Source organism: Candidatus Woesearchaeota archaeon (genome assembly GCA_030651135.1).
Taxonomy (GTDB): domain Archaea; phylum Nanobdellota; class Nanobdellia; order Woesearchaeales; family JACPBO01; genus JACPBO01.
The window spans coordinates 1-15,164 of record JAUSCS010000013.1; the positions used below are offsets into that span (position 1 = coordinate 1).

The window sequence follows — 15,164 nt, forward strand, 5'->3', positions numbered from 1 at the left end:
TTACTATTTTTTCTATAATACCTTATTATATCTACCATCAATAAGCAAAACGTTAAAATAAACAAGCCCATAACCCTATAATCACTTAACCCATACCGGCTTATACCAAATATAGTAGCAACAAGAAAACCATAGCCTGCGTATGAGTAATAAGAGAGTTTCATCGTTGCATCAGTTTAATATCTTTTCATATAAATGTATCGGTTTCCAAATTCTGAGTATACTTTAAAATCCGAATAAAACGATAGCAAACTATTTAAGGAACATGTTACTACTTTATAGAAATGAATAAAAATCATGTAATTAAATTTGTAGTAACAAAAGACCAGAAGCAACAGATAGAACTTAATGCTCAAGCTAATGGTTACACTACCTTATCAGGCTTTATCAGGACATTGGCATTAAATCATAACACTTTCTTTATAGATAAATTTAACAAACTCTATGATAAGATAATGAGCGAGGCAAAATGACCGAAACTGTTAAACCTAAGATACCGGAATGGATTAGAGTACTGAATGAGATATGTGAGAAGATTGAGAAGGAAAAAGCAGCAAAGAATAGTAGAATTTTGAGAGATTAGTATCAGTGGTGGGCTAATGTCCGAGCTCAGCGACTAGTCAGCTACGCCGCCCAGTTCGCTGCAGTAAGTTTTTATGAGCTTTATTAAAAATCATTTTTTATTCTAGTTGCATAAATAATTTTCGTATACAATATTTTCTTCTCTTGTTCGTTTGCCTCTATGCTTTTTTCTATAAAATTAACCATTTGAATAAGCTCAACTTTACGTCCGACAATGATATATTCAATCGCATTTAATGCAAATCTTAAATATTTATTATATTTTTGGTTTAGAACAAAGCAAATATTTTTCACAGAATCTCTATTCTCCCTTAACATTCTAACTTCATCTTTCTCAACATAACGCCATTCACGCTCATTGTAAAATCTAACTTCATCTTTTCTTTTTAGGTCTTCCCCTCGGTATCTTTTAACATATGGTATAACTGAAGCGAATTTCACAAGAGGTTTTGGTAATATAAAATTGAATGCACTATGACTATGAATGTAGAAAACGGGATTTATATTCTTGCTCTCGCAGAAATTTTTGTGGATACCGATTCCATAATCACCATATCGTTGTAGATGAACTTTTACTCCGCCTAAAGGGATATCGCAAAAACAAACCATTGGGGCAATATAGAAAGAATCTTTCATGGGTAGGTTTTCTGCAACATAGGATATTTTGAACCCATTTTTTAAAATATTTGATAATTTCTCAAATGAATTAGTGAAGTGAAATAATGTGTTCGAGCTTAGATTTTGTGAAATATTAGGCAATCTATTTTTTCTCTCATAACAGATATTAGGCAACTGTTTGCCTATTCCAATAGTCCCGCGTGGGCTTAGGAGTCAACGCTCCACTTCAGCGGCGGGGCCTCAGTTAGAAACCTGGCAGCCGTCTACTACAAGCGGTAGTTATTAAACACCTAAGCTTTTTTTAATCGTATTCCCCATCTAAACGTCTTGTCCTTAGAACCATATTTCACCCAAATACATATACCAGTAGAAAATTTCATTTCATAATCCCATGGGTTTTCTTTTTTAGGCCGCGTTTCCACATTTGCAGGCAAATGCTTTTGTACCTTTTCCAGAATCAACCAATCATTGTCTGGTTTTTTATAACAAGACCACCCTAGGCCATCGGCGCACAATTGCAATAATAAGCCATCATCTGTTTGGAAAACTATACTTTTACCTTTGTCAGCCACTGGAACTTCCCAGGAATTTACAATCTTTTCAAATTTACGAATATTTCTACTAATTGGTAATGGCTCGTCCTTGGCCCCAGAAATAATGTTTTTAAAAGCGTTATCAATTATAGTTTCATCCACACCTAATATTTCCATAACAGGCTTATAATATTCTACTATATTTTCATCTAACTTTTCAAATAAATCTGAAAGACTATTCAATTCCCCTAATAACTCATCTACCCCAGCCGAGGTAAAAAACAAATGACAACGTTCATACCAAAATTTATGGGCCAAATAATTCCGCTTTTCACTTGAGTTTTCAATAGCCAAATATAGTTCTTTCGGAAGAATTTCTTCTAAGTTTTTTATAATTTGCCCAAGAGTCAAAGAAAATGCATATGCTAAGCGTTCTTCGTAATAAGGACGTGTTACATGTTTTTTGTCCTTAAACGGGGCAGACGCATAACATAAACAAAGACCTCGATGCAAACATTCGCTAAGGTAATACGCCCTACCAAATTGGGCAAATACTTCCTTGACCTGTTCATCCGATCCCATATCAGACCTTATCCCCTACATAGTGTGTCTGTTGAGACTGTTGAAAAACCCCAAAATACTACATTTTCAGAAACTATCAAAATTATTTCTCGTCTATAAAATCTTCGTGCTGCCTGTCATTTTTAGCATATTTATGCTTTCCCGACAATCGCGTTGGCTGACGCTTGATCCTATCTATCTATTTGTTAATCCGTTTTCTTGTGGAAAAACGATTCTGTGAGCGGAGTTCCATCCAGCGGCCAAACGGCAATATTGATGCCACCGGGATTTGCGACACTGCTATAGATGGTTCCGCTGCACCCGACAACCTCAAGTTCGTCGCGTAAGACCTGGCAATTTGACCAACCTCTATCCCCGCTATCCGAAAAGAACTGGCGGCAACTATTCGGATGGTCTACGAGGTACTGGCGAAAATCTAATAGGTTATAATCCCCTGCTGGAATCTGGAATGGTGCGTATGGAGGCTTTATTTGTGCTGCGGGGTCGCGGTAGACTTCAGCACGCGCGGTAACATCGCCACTGGCAGCATAGTAGGCCAGTTGGCCCTGACGGTGGAAACGCCCTTCCCCGGATGGCGGAAGGGAACCGAGGGGATAACGCGTATCTCGAATCGATATGAAATCATTGTTGGCCCGTACCAGAACAATATATTTCTTGTAGGAAAGCTGTTGTTGTTCCACTTCTTTACAGGCAGGACATTGCTTTTTATCCATTACACCTTACTTATACCACACCCTATTATCAAAGTCAAATTTAAAATTGGATGTATTGAACTTTGTCTTTTTTATAACTAACTAATCTGATTAAAGGGTTCTCGTCTGAAAACGATGGTAATTCTGATGAACGTTCTGATTTCTGGGATACCTCTGATAGTGTCAATACTACATAATTATAATAGACCGAACTTCTCTCTTCAATATTCTAAAAGTTATATTTGCATAAACAATTTAGGTGACATTAGACAAACCATTCGTATCTCTTCTATATTGCTCCAATTTCCTAGCCAGAAATTCCTGAAATTCAGGGTCTTTTACAAGATTGTTCATAATATTATCAGATTTGCTCCTGGCGTCTATTTGTTCCTTAAACTCAGTTTCCATCTCCATAGCAGTCTTTACATCAAGCACAGCACCGCATCTGCAACAGAACTTATTCAAAGCAGGATTAATTGTGTCACATCTTTTGCAGATTCTTGGTTTTTGTGTTTGTTCCTCTCTGTTCTCAGGCACTTCAATTCCATTAAGTCTCAGCAGTGCATTTTCAGTTTCCTTGCCAGAAAGATGCACGTAAGTAGAGGGCATGTCAGACCCTTGCACCCAGCCAAAATACTGGTTCATCTGGAATTCTGTCAAATGATTTGCCAAGAAGGTTGCCCTGCTATGACGGAAAATATGAGGATTAAACCTCTTCTTTATCCCAGTCTTTTCAAACAATTTCTTCAACATCTGCAATACCATGCCATAACTTATAAATCTGTTACGATTATTATTCCCTATACTCACCCATAATGGTGCGTGTTTGTCTTCCCTTTTAGGATGGATGCTGAGCCAGTTAGCAAGATAAGAAGCAGAATTGATAAGTCTAACAGCTCTTGGACCTGTCTTGCCATTCAATGTAACAACTCCACCATATTTATCAAAACTAATGCCTCCTACTTCCTGATTTCCAATTTCGCCTATTCTTCCGCCACTCTCCCAAAGCATGGCTATAAGAGCCCTATCTCTAAGGTTATTGGCTGCCCCAATCAACTTTGATATGTCTTCTTGTGTCAGCAAATCCTCTGTCTTAGGCAATGTTCTTTTGCTTCTTGGCATATGGGTGTCTATCCATTCTACTTCCTCAGGATACCGCTTATCACCGCCTTTAAGCCATTTATAGAATCTTTTCAAAACAGCCTTATTAGTTTTTTTCGTCCATTCTGTGTAGCCTCCTTGTTGCATATCGCACACTAAATCAATTATGTCTTGCTTGTTGGCTTTATCAAGATCTTTACCAAGTTTAATTGCTGTTCTTCTCAATTCTCCAAGGTATTTTATGATTCTCGCTTTACTGATGTTTCTTACTATAAGATATTTTTCAAACTCAAAAATAATCTCTTTGTTCCTTTCAGATATAGCTGCCTTCTTGACAGCATCTCTTCCCTTTTCCAATTCTCGGTCGTAGTTATGTATGTCGTATGCCATTTTATTCCTCCTGAGAAATGAAGTATAAAATCTTTTGGCACAAATCATGGCCAAAGGTGAGGACATTATAGTTGAAGAAGGAATGCCCCCAACGGGATTCGAACCCGTGTCTCGGGCTCGAGAAGCCCATATGCTTGGCCGAACTACACTATGGGGGCATACGCCGCGACCCGGATTTGAACCGGGAAACCCTTGCGGGAACAGAATCTCTCGAAAATGTTCCAGTCCTGCGCATTACCAGATTGTGCCATCGCGGCATAAGAGCTAAAGATTTCACTTTATTTATAAGATTTTTGCTTGTTTTAGTTATTTTAAAAATAAAAACCTTTAAATAAGAAAGCATCCTGATTGCTAATGATGGACTTAACTATACTCAAAAACCAGTTTTTAAAGTCATTTTACATTCTGAAGAATAATCCTAAATACGTAGTATTTTCAGTTATTTTCGACCTATTGTTCTTCGCCATTTACGGCGTTGTTTCGCTCGCCATATTCAACGTAATAACAGACAAGTCCAACATTCTGCTGCAGATCGCCAGCAGCAACAAAGATTCAGTCAACCAGCTCATTGCAGAAGGAAAAAATCTGTTCCAGGCAATGATGCTGCAGCAGGGATTCGGCCAGGGCTTAAAGTCAATACTGCTTTTGTTTTTTGCATTGATGATTTTTATTTATTTGGTTTATTGCGTATTCCAGGGCTTGAACTGGAGAATTGCCAGAAACCTTACAGGAAGCAAATTCAGGGTTAGCGAGTTCATGAAATCTTTTTTCAAAATAAACATTTTGTGGCTTGCTCTTCTTTACCTGGGAATGTTTTTTGAAAGAATGATAGGAATACTCATACTATTAAGCGGGAAAAAGCAGGATACCGGAGTTATTGCGTTGATAATTGCAGTTATAATCGCTTATTTTGCCTTCATAAGCTATGCATTGCCCGTAAAGAAAGGAGTAATTAAGCGCTCATTTGCATCAGGTTTTAAAAAATTTTTAATCTTTGTTCCTGTGTATGTTATCGTTGCCATTGTATTCTTAATAATAAATTACATTCTTCTTTTCGCCCAGCAAATAAATTATGCTCTTATGGTTGTTTTAGGGTTTTTACTGTTCCTTCCTGCCTTAAGCTGGGTAAGAGTATTCATTTGTTTGATTATTAATAAAATAAATAAAGTGAAAAATGCCTGATGAAACATCTGCCGGAGCTGTAGTTTTCAGAAAAGATAAAGAAATAAAATATCTTCTATTGCATTATGGGGCAGGCCACTGGGACTTTCCAAAAGGCAATATAGAAAAAGGCGAACAGGAAAAAGAAACCATAACAAGGGAAATAAAGGAAGAAACCGGCATAGCAGAAATAAGTTTTGCAGAGGGCTTTAAGGAACGAATAAAGTATTTTTACAGAAGAGAAGGCAAACTGATCTCCAAAGAGGTTGTTTTCTATCTTGCTGAAACAGAACAAAAAGAGGTAAAGATCTCTTTCGAGCATATTGGCTATGAATGGCTGAATTATGAAGATGCATCAAAACGCGTCACTTTTAAAAATTCCAAAGAAATTTTGAAAAAGGCGAATGAATTTCTGCTATCGCACTAAATTCTATTCATTCTTTTCTTTCATCTCCTCAGCATATCTATGAGCAAGATGCAATGGCTCCGGAAGCTTGTGCGGCGGCCTGATAAGATTCTTTACGATCTCAACAGATGTTTTCAATGTTATTCTATGACCGGGACTCACATAAAGCGGCTTTGAGAATTCCTTTGTTTTTAATTCAAATCCAACTTTTTCATCATTGAGAAAAACTTCATTGCCCTTTACTTCGCCGCAGAGCAGGGATTTGGCAACTCCTATTGCCGGCTTGTCTATTGAAAGGCCAAGCTGCGATGCTGCACCGAATCTTCTGGGATGTAAAATCCCGTTGCCGTCAAAAATCAGAATATCCGGCTCAGCTGTTAATTTGCTGTAGCACTCAATCAGAGCAGGGCATTCCCTGAAGCCCAGAAATTCAGGGATGTAAGGTATTTTTGCAGATGTTATTGTATATTGCTTTTCCAGCACATTCAATGTTTTATAATCGCATACAACAATCGCTGCAACCAGCTCATTGCCTTTCTGCGCTATATCGCAGCCCGCGATTTTCTCTATTTTCTCGAATTCATCTTTCAGAACAATCTTTTTAGAAAGCCTTATCTGATCCTCTTTTAACTTATTTATGTCTATAATCATATTCTAGAGCAAGGCATTTATAAAATTTTTGCTGATAGAGTGTCAAATTCAGCCCCGCTAACCCTTTACCCTCTTTATAACATTTCTTGTTATGATGTATAAAAGAATGAATGCTGCAATAAGTATCGCAACATATGAAGCCCTTTCTTTTCCAAACAAAAGCAATGATGCCAGCACAACTCCGGCTGTTGTTGCGAGGCCATGGCCGCCTTCAAAATCAAGATAAAATGGAAAGATATTGCCGGCTATCGCTGCAAGCCCTATTAAAAAAATGTAATAGATGTTGAAGCCAAGGTAAATTGAAAGAATTACCACAAAAAAAGCTTTTCCAGCATCAAGGATGGCGACAGTGATGGCAGGCATCAAGCCAATCACATCATACGTATTCAAAGCGCCTGCTGTCTTATTGCCGTATCTCCTTATATCAATGCCTGCAAATGTTTTTGCTGCAAAGTAGCTTGGCGATACAGCTCCTATCAGGTATGACAGCACTATAAAGATTATTTCAGTCAGCATGGCGCAATAATAATAAAGGAAATATTTAAATACTTCTATTTTCAGCCATTTTTATATGAAAAAGGGTGGTTTTTTAGTCAAAATAACGAAAACCGCATTAATCCTCAGGGTAAAGCCAGAGGTATCTGCCATGCGGTTTTCGGGATTGAAAAATTTCACACTAAAGTGCGAGGTATTAAACCTGTGAAATTTTCAATAAAGAAAACGCTGTTTTTAGAGGTATTCAGAAAAATAAAGCCAGCGCCCTCTTTGTTTTTTTACATGCTCCTTTTTGACGCGATGTTTTTGCTGAGCATCTATTCCGCAAACAAGATTGTGGGTGTTTTTTCCGAAGGCAGGATCATACTTCCGATTTACGCCTTGGCATATATGCTGCTCTATTTTTTAATCTTCGCTGCGCTTTATTCATTTTTCAAATATTCCATTCTGCATTTTATAAAATCAATGTTTGAAAAATCTGACCTGAATTTTGGCAGATTTGGAAAATTTTATCTCATCAACATAATCATCTTTTTTGTTTTTGGCGCTATATTTTTCATTCTTTCCGCAATTATTCCTTTTCTAATCGTTGAAAGCTACCAGAAGCTTGTCTTAAGGATTGCGCTGATCTTATTCCTATTTTTCGCTTATTCTTTCCTGAACATATGCCATTCTTATTTTGCAAGCGGGAAAAATCCTGTTTCTGCCGCCCTTAGTTTTACATTCAAGAAAATTCCATCTTATATTCCTGTGTTTTTGGGCTCGGTTTTATTTTTATTAGCTTACTTCATAATTTATGCAATAATAGGCCTTATCATGAAATACACGCTTTTCTCAAAGCCTGTTCCGATGTCCTACAATACAATTTACAATGCAGCATTCTCAATAGTTACAATAGTTATCTTTTACCTAATAAACGCATTCAACAGGGTTTATTTCTATCTCATAGTTAAAAGCAAAAACAGAGGCGTGTAATGTTTTACAACAGCATTGATCCTGTTCTTTTCAGGCTCGGCAGCCTTGAGATAAGGTATTACGGCATCATCTATGCGCTCGGCTTTGTAATCGCTTATTTCATGATCTATCATCTTGCAAAAAAAGGAAAATTAAAATTAACCAAAGATGACGTTGCTGATTTCGTCTTTTACCTTCTTATCGGAACAGTAATAGGGGCAAGGGTTTTTTACGTTGTTTTTTACGATCCTGTTTATTTCATCAATAACCCATTGATGATTCCTGCTGTATGGCATGGCGGCCTAAGCTTTCACGGCGGATTAGTCGGAGCAATAATTGCAGGCCTTTTATTCTGCAGAAAGAAAAAAATAAGCTTCTACGAAATAGCAGACATTGCAGTTATTCCGCTTGCGCTTGGCTTGTTTTTAGGCAGAATCGCAAACTTCATCAATGGCGAACTTATCGGGAGAATAACAAATGTTCCGTGGTGCGTCAAATTCCAGAACTTTGAAGGCTGCAGGCATCCGTCGCAGATTTATGAGGCCATTAAAAATTTATTTATGTTTTCTGTGCTGTGGTTTGTTTATGATCTGAAAACAAAAGGAAAAAAGCTTCCAGCAGGATCCTTATTCTGGCTTTTTGTGATCATGTACTCGGTTTTAAGGTTCTTTATTGAATTCTTCAGAATGCCTGATGAGCAGCTCGGGTTTATTGCTTTTGGACTGACAATGGGGCAGATACTGAACATTGTTATGTTTTTAACTGCCCTGTTTTTTTTAATAAGGTTTAATTATAAGAAGAAAAGCCGTTGATGCGCATTCTTTCAACATCCCACGACCTGAATTCCTTCTTCGGGGGTTCTTCATCAGGCAATATGCCGCAGCACACATCTTCTATCCCCAGTACTCCTGTATATACCATTTCTTTTTTGAATATGTGGAATCTAATATTTGTCAGAATTAAAGGCACCGAATAATTGGCTTTCCCGTCATCAACATCTAAAATAACCCTGGTGCAGTTCTCTCTAAGCTTGTCAAAATCAATCAAAGGACGTATGCTGTAATACTCAAACACGCGCAGCAGTTCTTCATTAAATCTCTTTGTCCTTTCGGCAAATTGTTCTGACTTTTCTGCATTTACAAACTTTTTTATATGGTATTCGAGCTCTTTAAATGTTTTTAATTTCATTTTCAGAATTAAACATCAATCATCTCAATCTCAATGTTGAGGCCTTCAGGAATAGTAACACGCATAACCAGTCTTAAAGCTCTTTCGTCAATGCCAAGATCAATCAGCCTTTTGTGGATCCTCATCTCGTAATGATCCCACATTGCTGTGCCGCCGCCATCAGGGCCTTTTCTGGTGGTTAATCTGAGCTTTTTAGTAGGCAAAGGAATAGGGCCGCGCATATCGACTCCAGTTTTTTCAGCTATATCTTGTATGCTTTTGCACACTTCATTTATCTGCTCTATGCTTGTGCTTGCTAGTTTTATTCTTGCTTTCTGCATTTTGGTTTCCTTGTTTTGTTGCTGAAGTCGTTTGCCGCATGATGAGCTTCAGTTCACCATGTCCCTAATTAAAGGGAAAAAAGTTTTAGGCCTTTTTGACCAGATCGATACACATGCCGGCAGCGACTGTTGCTCCTGAATCACGCACAGCAAACCTTGACATATGCGGAATGTCTTTCTGCCTTTCAATAACCAACGGCACAACAGGCTTGACTTGTATAATTGCAGCATCTCCGTTTTTGATAAAATCAGGATTTTCCTGCAATGTCTCACCAGTTGCCGGGTTAAGCTTTTTCTTTATAGCTATTATTTGGCATGCTGTTTGCGAAGTGTGAATGTGGAACACTGGCGTGTAGCCCACTGTTACAACAGTCGGATGGTTCAATACAACAATCTGCGCTGTAAACTCTGTTACAACAGTTGGCGGACTGTCAACATGGCCAAGAACATCGCCTCTTGTAATATCATTCTTGCCAATGCCTCTGACGTTAAATCCGATATTGTCTCCTGGCTCAGCCTGCTGCATCTGCTCATGGTGCATTTCTATGGTTTTTACTTCTCCCTGCACGCCTTTTCCTTCTCTGCCAGGCATGAATATAACCTTATCGCCAACTTTCATAATTCCTGTTTCAACTCTGCCAACCGGCACAACTCCGATTCCTGTGATGTTGTAAACATCCTGAACTGGAAGCCTTAATGGCAATTGTGTTGGTTTTTCAGGAGGATTTAGATTATCAATTGACTCCATTAATGTCGGTCCTTTATACCAGGGCATATTTGCTGACTTGTTCACAATATTTTCGCCAGGATAAGCTGCTGTTGCAAGGAACTGTATTTTGCTAGGATCATAGCCTACACTTTTCAGCAAGGCGCTTACTTCGTCCTTGACTTGGGTCCATCTTTTTTCATCATACTTTGCCATGTCCATTTTGTTAATAGAAATTATCAGCTGATTGACACCCAATGTTCTTGCCAGGAAAACGTGCTCTTTTGTCTGTGCTTGAACGCCGTCTCCTGGGTTGGCGCTTACAACTAAGACGCCGGCATCTGCCTGTGCTGCTCCTGTAATCATGTTTTTAATAAAGTCTTTGTGGCCAGGCGCGTCAATTATTGTGAAATAGTATTTTGGCGTGTTAAATCTCTGATGGCTCAGGTCAATTGTAACTCCCCTTTCCTGCTCCTCTTTAAGATTGTCCATTACGAATGCAAATTCAAAGCCAGGCTTTCCAACTTCTTTTGCCCTTTCTTTAAGCTTTCTGAGTGTTGCTTCGTCAATATGCTTTGAATCGTACAATAATCTGCCTACAGTTGTTGATTTACCATGATCTACATGCCCGATAAATACAAGGTTTATGTGTGTTTTTTCTTTTGCCATGTTTAAAACCTCCTATGTGCTAAATATGCATTAAAAGGTATTTCGGATTTATTTATAAAGGTTATGGTTGCTTTGTCAAAAACCACCCATCACAGACGGTGGCATGTTTGTGTTGATATGCACATCAAGCGGGTTTTTGACGCTTGAAATTCCCGAATTGTGTGGTTTTTGAGCACAATTCATTCCACTCATTAAAAATGAGCGGAATTTCATTGTTTAAATATTGCTGAAAAATGCGATATTCGAGCTTAATTTGGGTTTATTTATTAACTTTGCGATGGTTACAAAATAAAAAGATTTATAAATACACAGATGTCCCTCTTTGCCATGGAAATTGGCATTATTGGTTTGGGTGATATGGGAAAATTATATGCCCGTAAATATTCTAGTCAGGGTTACAGGGTTAATGGCTGCGATTTGCCTGAAAAAAGAAGTCAATTAGAGCAGGAATTGCAGGGAACCGGTGTTCATATTTTAGATGACGGAATTGCTGTTTCCAGAAGAAGCGATTTGATATTTTACTCAGTAGAAGCAGAAAATATTGGCAGAGCAGCAATGCAATCTGGCCCATCAACAAAAACAGGAGCAATAGTTGCAGGCCAGACTTCTGTAAAAACTCCTGAAATTGAAGCCTTTGAAAAATATTTGCCAAAAGATGTACACATAGTTACTTGCCATTCTTTGCATGGCCCTTCAGTTAGCCCTGATGGGCAGGGCTTAGCAGTTATAAGGCACAGAAGTTCTGATGATGCTTATAAAAGAGCAATTGAAGCTTTCGGGAAATTAAGTTCAAGAATTATAGAAATTCCAACTTATCAAGAGCATGATAGAATTACAGCAGATACACAAGCAAACACCCATGTAGGATTTGAGAGCATGGGGACAGCATGGAAAAATTCCGGTTTTTATCCCTGGGAAGATCCTTCTTATACTAACAGAATTGACAACATAAAGATCTTGCTAATGCTGAGAATTTATGGCGGGAAGGCGCACGTATACTCCGGGCTGGCAATTCTAAATCCTTTTGCAAAGGAACAAATCAGCCAATATGCAAAATCAGAATCGGAATTGTTTAAATTAATGATTCAAGAAGATGAAAAACAGTTCAGAGACCGAATAAGAAAAGCAGGCGATTATGTGTTTGGAAATGAAGATTCAACATTGTTATTGGATGAATTATTTGAAGAGCCAAATGTTACGATAAAATTTGGTTTAGGCAGCCAGCCAAAAAGAAAACCAAATTCCCACTTAAGCCTTTTGGCAATGGTTGATGCGTGGTATCAACTAGGGATAAATCCTTACAAAAATAGAGTGTGCGAAACGCCTGTCTTCAAACTCTGGTTAGGAATTGCAGAATACCTATTTAGAACTCCTGAGATTCTTGAAGAATCACTCCAAACAGCATTATTCGATAAAAAAATAAGGGGAGATGATTTAGAATTCCATACTGCTGTCAGGGAATGGGCTTCGATAATTGGCCATGGCGATGTTGTAGGGTATAAACGGCAATTTAATGCCACTAAGGAATTTTTTAAAGACAGAATTCCTGAAGGAATGAAAAGAAGCAACGAACTTATTGAGAGATTGGCACGTTATAAATAGGCAGCATTTGAATTTCAACCAAAAGTTTTTTATATTTCTGTGAAATCCCAAGCTTATGGGGGGTCTCGAAGGCAAGTTAATCCGCAAAATTGCACTTAACGGCAAAGATGTTGGTGTATTTCTCGCATTTAATGTTGAAGAATATGGAGAAAAAGAGTTTTTAAAAGATGTTGATGAGATGATAGATGTTTATACTCACAGAAAAAAACCCATGTGCCTGAAGAAAAGCAGAAATCTGATGAAAGCAATCAGGGCAGATAAAAATATATTTTCAAAAAAGCCGTCATTTGCCGGCTTTGAAAGCAAGGTTGAAAGAATTTTCACAGAATTATTTTTAAAGATGCTGAATGGCGATGGTGTTTCTTTGTCGGTATCTCCTGCCAAAATAACACTCGAAATTTCAAGGGCCATAGAAGATGAAGTCGAGAATGTTGCAACTATCGATGAAAAAAATTCGACAGAGCGCCACCTTATATTGAAGTTTCATGGCAATGAATTAACCTGCCGCTTCTTCCCAATGTTCTATCTTAATGGAGCAAGTATGTCTTATATAACAAAGTCATTACGGCATGAGCTGATTCATTTTGTTGATTTACCCACAATAAACAAAAAAGAAAGAGAAGGTCTAAAAGGCCTTAAGGAATTAAATGCCCCATATTCAACACAGAAATTGTATTATTTATTGTTTGAATTTTTGAAAGAATCAAGGGCAACAATGTATGAGTTCATAGATTACCATAAGTTCACATTCAATAAAAATAAAGGTGAAAATTTCAGAAGCTGCATAGTTAAAGTTTGCCGGGAAAATGATGCTGGCAAGATAAACAAGATTTATGATGATGAACTGGACAAAGTGGATGTTATTTACAGGCAGTCTTTTTTGGCTGCATTTGGCGTGGGTGCATCTTATGAAGGCTTAATAAACAAAAAAACAGAGCAAAGAGACGATAAATTAATTATCACATGTTTGCCGCACAGCATCAGAGACCAGTTCATGAAAGACACTGCTTTGGTGCATCCTATGAAATTTATTGGAAGATCTGCCGAAGCATTCAGGAATCACGAACTTGAATTTTACTGCCCTCTGACTCCGGAGTTCGTGCATTATGCTTTGGAAGAAACATTGAAAGGGACGAGCATAACAAATAAGAAAAAAATAAAAGAACTGTTTTTTGATTAAGCCTTATAAACCATATCTTTTTCCCTTGCGTGATCCGCAACCTTCAAGCCAATGCTCTGCCCTGCTTTAGCTTCCTTTATCTGATCATGCTCTATCTGCATGCTGTCAATTCTTTGCTTGAAGTCAGAGGTTGCGCCTTTTATGTGTATCTCGTCGCCAACTCTTAGCGTATTGCTTAATTTGATCACTGCAACTCCGATGTTTGTAAAGTAATGCGTTACAACGCCGATTTCCTTCTCCTGCGGCTGTTCGATTACAGCTGCCAGTTTTGTAGCTTTAACACCTGATTTTTTAACGGCTTTCTTAACAATCTTCTTCACAGCCTTCTGAACCATTTTCACAGCTTTTGCTGCTTTCTTAGCAGGCTTTTTGTATTTTTTTACAGCTTTTATTGCGGATTTTACTGCCTTTTTCTTTAATTTTTTAACCATATAGGATCACCCCACAGAGCATATAAAGGCCGCTATTTTATAAATTTTTGGGTTTTTAGGCAAGGCGGGGAGCGTATGCGACGACCTAGTGAGCAAAAACCAAAACAATTTAACTTGGAACATTGTGAGGCGAAGCCGAACAAGTGAAGAGATTAAATTTTTTGAGTTGAGTTTTCTACATAAAGCACAGAGTGCAATGAAATAAAATGTCAAAAATTTTCCACCAGTTTTTAACTGGTGGCTGAAAGCCGACTTTTTCGCTTCTGGAAAATTTTTGAGCATGCTCAAGAACCACCTGATGCGGTGAATGATGGTAACATTCCACCCATCTCTGATGGGTGGTTCTTGACAGAAGCAAGGGTTGCCTATTTAATTTATCTCAAAATCGCACGAACAGTAAGATGATCTGTTTGATAATGATTCAATGCAGATTCAGTTTTGTAAGGTATTCTGCCTAATTGTTGTTTAAGTAATCTTGCAGTTTCTTTTACGATATCCCATCTCAATTTTGACATATCTTCAGCTACAGAAGCAATTTTAAAATCATCATATTTTCTAGCAATCCGTGCTACATCAGTAGCAGATCCAGAATCAGAAAGAACTTCCGCTAAAGAACGTGAGGCTTTTCTATTCCCTGTTTTCGCACAGTAATCTAAAGCATTTAGTAGAATATGGTGATGGTATTCTGGAACAAAAGGAATTTCATATTCAGAATCTGAAATAGGCAAAGAATTACGGTATTCTTCAACAACAACATTTAATATTGATTCTGTAAGTAGACCATGATGCTTCATAAAAGCAAGTAATCTATCATTAACAGATTTTTCACTTGGCTTTTCATCTAAATGTTTCATTAAATGATATCTAGTTATGGAGTCTTTTATGATGCTCATTAGTATGTAT

General features: G+C 37.8%; 18 protein-coding genes and 2 tRNA genes. 7 read left to right on the forward strand and 13 right to left on the reverse strand.

Translation table 11 applies throughout. From position 1 onward, the window contains the following. Positions 1-284 precede the first annotated feature (284 nt). The gene (locus Q7J54_06435; GenBank protein MDO8741181.1) at positions 285-473 is read left to right on the forward strand and encodes a hypothetical protein; all 189 of its coding nucleotides are present in this window, start codon (positions 285-287) and stop codon (positions 471-473) included. Positions 474-666: 193 nt separating this feature from the next. Here the strand turns inward: Q7J54_06435 and Q7J54_06440 are convergent, their stop codons facing one another. The 6 genes from Q7J54_06440 to Q7J54_06465 form a co-directional block, all read right to left on the reverse strand. Continuing rightward, positions 667-1,218 carry an abortive infection system antitoxin AbiGi family protein gene (locus Q7J54_06440; protein MDO8741182.1) on the reverse strand — a complete coding sequence of 184 codons (552 nt, stop codon included), beginning with the start codon at positions 1,216-1,218 and terminating at the stop codon, positions 667-669. A gap of 272 nt (positions 1,219-1,490) precedes the next feature. Then, entirely contained in the window at positions 1,491-2,315 is an 825-nt protein-coding gene (locus Q7J54_06445) for a hypothetical protein (GenBank protein ID MDO8741183.1), read from the reverse strand. A gap of 185 nt (positions 2,316-2,500) precedes the next feature. Then, a complete protein-coding gene (locus Q7J54_06450; GenBank protein ID MDO8741184.1) occupies positions 2,501-3,028 on the reverse strand; it encodes an RES family NAD+ phosphorylase in 528 nt (175 codons plus the stop codon). A gap of 234 nt (positions 3,029-3,262) precedes the next feature. After that, positions 3,263-4,498 carry a tyrosine-type recombinase/integrase gene (locus Q7J54_06455; GenBank protein ID MDO8741185.1) on the reverse strand — a complete coding sequence of 412 codons (1,236 nt, stop codon included), beginning with the start codon at positions 4,496-4,498 and terminating at the stop codon, positions 3,263-3,265. Positions 4,499-4,581: 83 nt separating this feature from the next. Then, positions 4,582-4,656: transfer RNA gene (locus Q7J54_06460), tRNA-Glu, on the reverse strand. Positions 4,657-4,659: 3 nt separating this feature from the next. Then, positions 4,660-4,755, reverse strand: a tRNA-Ser gene (locus tag Q7J54_06465). A 100-nt stretch (positions 4,756-4,855) separates the two neighbouring features. Between Q7J54_06465 and Q7J54_06470 the strand changes: the two genes are divergently transcribed. Next, the gene (locus Q7J54_06470; GenBank protein ID MDO8741186.1) at positions 4,856-5,680 is read left to right on the forward strand and encodes a hypothetical protein; all 825 of its coding nucleotides are present in this window, start codon (positions 4,856-4,858) and stop codon (positions 5,678-5,680) included. Beyond that, entirely contained in the window at positions 5,673-6,086 is a 414-nt protein-coding gene (locus Q7J54_06475; protein ID MDO8741187.1) for an NUDIX domain-containing protein, read from the forward strand. The genes Q7J54_06470 and Q7J54_06475 overlap by 8 nt, the downstream gene beginning before the upstream one ends. A 3-nt stretch (positions 6,087-6,089) precedes the next feature. Here the strand turns inward: Q7J54_06475 and Q7J54_06480 are convergent, their stop codons facing one another. Together Q7J54_06480 and Q7J54_06485 are read right to left on the reverse strand one after the other, a co-directional pair. Then, positions 6,090-6,716 (reverse strand): endonuclease V, encoded by a 627-nt coding sequence (locus tag Q7J54_06480; GenBank protein MDO8741188.1) that lies wholly within the window; start codon positions 6,714-6,716, stop codon positions 6,090-6,092. 57 nt (positions 6,717-6,773) lie between these two features. Further along, on the reverse strand, positions 6,774-7,232 hold the full coding sequence (locus Q7J54_06485) for a glycerol-3-phosphate acyltransferase (GenBank protein ID MDO8741189.1): 459 nt from the start codon (positions 7,230-7,232) through the stop codon (positions 6,774-6,776). A 183-nt stretch (positions 7,233-7,415) separates the two neighbouring features. Here Q7J54_06485 and Q7J54_06490 point away from each other — a divergent pair, with 183 nt between their 5' ends. Together Q7J54_06490 and lgt are read left to right on the forward strand one after the other, a co-directional pair. Further along, the gene (locus tag Q7J54_06490; protein MDO8741190.1) at positions 7,416-8,186 is read left to right on the forward strand and encodes a hypothetical protein; all 771 of its coding nucleotides are present in this window, start codon (positions 7,416-7,418) and stop codon (positions 8,184-8,186) included. Beyond that, on the forward strand, positions 8,186-8,977 hold the full coding sequence (gene lgt, locus Q7J54_06495; GenBank protein ID MDO8741191.1) for a prolipoprotein diacylglyceryl transferase: 792 nt from the start codon (positions 8,186-8,188) through the stop codon (positions 8,975-8,977). Before Q7J54_06490 ends, lgt begins: the two co-directional genes overlap by 1 nt. Here the strand turns inward: lgt and Q7J54_06500 are convergent. The 3 genes from Q7J54_06500 to tuf form a co-directional block, all read right to left on the reverse strand. Next, the gene (locus tag Q7J54_06500; protein MDO8741192.1) at positions 8,952-9,353 is read right to left on the reverse strand and encodes a hypothetical protein; all 402 of its coding nucleotides are present in this window, start codon (positions 9,351-9,353) and stop codon (positions 8,952-8,954) included. The two genes, lgt and Q7J54_06500, sit on opposite strands and share 26 nt — an antisense overlap. An 8-nt stretch (positions 9,354-9,361) precedes the next feature. Next, positions 9,362-9,673 (reverse strand): 30S ribosomal protein S10, encoded by a 312-nt coding sequence (rpsJ, locus tag Q7J54_06505; GenBank protein ID MDO8741193.1) that lies wholly within the window; start codon positions 9,671-9,673, stop codon positions 9,362-9,364. Positions 9,674-9,758: 85 nt separating this feature from the next. Then, entirely contained in the window at positions 9,759-11,048 is a 1,290-nt protein-coding gene (gene tuf / locus Q7J54_06510) for a translation elongation factor EF-1 subunit alpha (protein ID MDO8741194.1), read from the reverse strand. Between the two features lie 327 nt (positions 11,049-11,375). On the opposite strand from tuf, the gene Q7J54_06515 reads away from it, so the two are divergent. Then, complete coding sequence (locus Q7J54_06515) at positions 11,376-12,650, forward strand: prephenate dehydrogenase (GenBank protein ID MDO8741195.1); 1,275 nt, start codon at positions 11,376-11,378, stop codon at positions 12,648-12,650. A 55-nt stretch (positions 12,651-12,705) separates the two neighbouring features. Continuing rightward, positions 12,706-13,830, forward strand: coding sequence for a hypothetical protein (locus Q7J54_06520; protein ID MDO8741196.1), 1,125 nt, complete (start codon positions 12,706-12,708; stop codon positions 13,828-13,830). Here Q7J54_06520 and Q7J54_06525 read toward each other — a convergent pair. After that, on the reverse strand, positions 13,827-14,084 hold the full coding sequence (locus Q7J54_06525; GenBank protein ID MDO8741197.1) for a hypothetical protein: 258 nt from the start codon (positions 14,082-14,084) through the stop codon (positions 13,827-13,829). The genes Q7J54_06520 and Q7J54_06525 overlap by 4 nt on opposite strands. 551 nt (positions 14,085-14,635) lie before the next feature. Beyond that, entirely contained in the window at positions 14,636-15,154 is a 519-nt protein-coding gene (locus Q7J54_06530) for a hypothetical protein (GenBank protein ID MDO8741198.1), read from the reverse strand. Between the last annotated feature and the right edge of the window lie 10 nt (positions 15,155-15,164).

Bases quoted from the DNA above. Each gene is read 5' to 3' on its own strand.
- Q7J54_06435 (MDO8741181.1), top strand. From the start codon at position 285: ATGAATAAAAATCATGTAATTAAATTTGTAGTAACAAAAGACCAGAAG.
- Q7J54_06440 (MDO8741182.1), bottom strand. From the start codon at position 1,218: ATGAAAGATTCTTTCTATATTGCCCCAATGGTTTGTTTTTGCGATATC.
- Q7J54_06445 (MDO8741183.1), bottom strand. From the start codon at position 2,315: ATGGGATCGGATGAACAGGTCAAGGAAGTATTTGCCCAATTTGGTAGG.
- Q7J54_06450 (MDO8741184.1), bottom strand. From the start codon at position 3,028: ATGGATAAAAAGCAATGTCCTGCCTGTAAAGAAGTGGAACAACAACAG.
- Q7J54_06455 (MDO8741185.1), bottom strand. From the start codon at position 4,498: ATGGCATACGACATACATAACTACGACCGAGAATTGGAAAAGGGAAGA.
- Q7J54_06470 (MDO8741186.1), top strand. From the start codon at position 4,856: ATGGACTTAACTATACTCAAAAACCAGTTTTTAAAGTCATTTTACATT.
- Q7J54_06475 (MDO8741187.1), top strand. From the start codon at position 5,673: ATGCCTGATGAAACATCTGCCGGAGCTGTAGTTTTCAGAAAAGATAAA.
- Q7J54_06480 (MDO8741188.1), bottom strand. From the start codon at position 6,716: ATGATTATAGACATAAATAAGTTAAAAGAGGATCAGATAAGGCTTTCT.
- Q7J54_06485 (MDO8741189.1), bottom strand. From the start codon at position 7,232: ATGCTGACTGAAATAATCTTTATAGTGCTGTCATACCTGATAGGAGCT.
- lgt (MDO8741191.1), top strand. From the start codon at position 8,186: ATGTTTTACAACAGCATTGATCCTGTTCTTTTCAGGCTCGGCAGCCTT.
- Q7J54_06500 (MDO8741192.1), bottom strand. From the start codon at position 9,353: ATGAAATTAAAAACATTTAAAGAGCTCGAATACCATATAAAAAAGTTT.
- rpsJ (MDO8741193.1), bottom strand. From the start codon at position 9,673: ATGCAGAAAGCAAGAATAAAACTAGCAAGCACAAGCATAGAGCAGATA.
- tuf (MDO8741194.1), bottom strand. From the start codon at position 11,048: ATGGCAAAAGAAAAAACACACATAAACCTTGTATTTATCGGGCATGTA.
- Q7J54_06515 (MDO8741195.1), top strand. From the start codon at position 11,376: ATGGAAATTGGCATTATTGGTTTGGGTGATATGGGAAAATTATATGCC.
- Q7J54_06520 (MDO8741196.1), top strand. From the start codon at position 12,706: ATGGGGGGTCTCGAAGGCAAGTTAATCCGCAAAATTGCACTTAACGGC.
- Q7J54_06530 (MDO8741198.1), bottom strand. From the start codon at position 15,154: ATGAGCATCATAAAAGACTCCATAACTAGATATCATTTAATGAAACAT.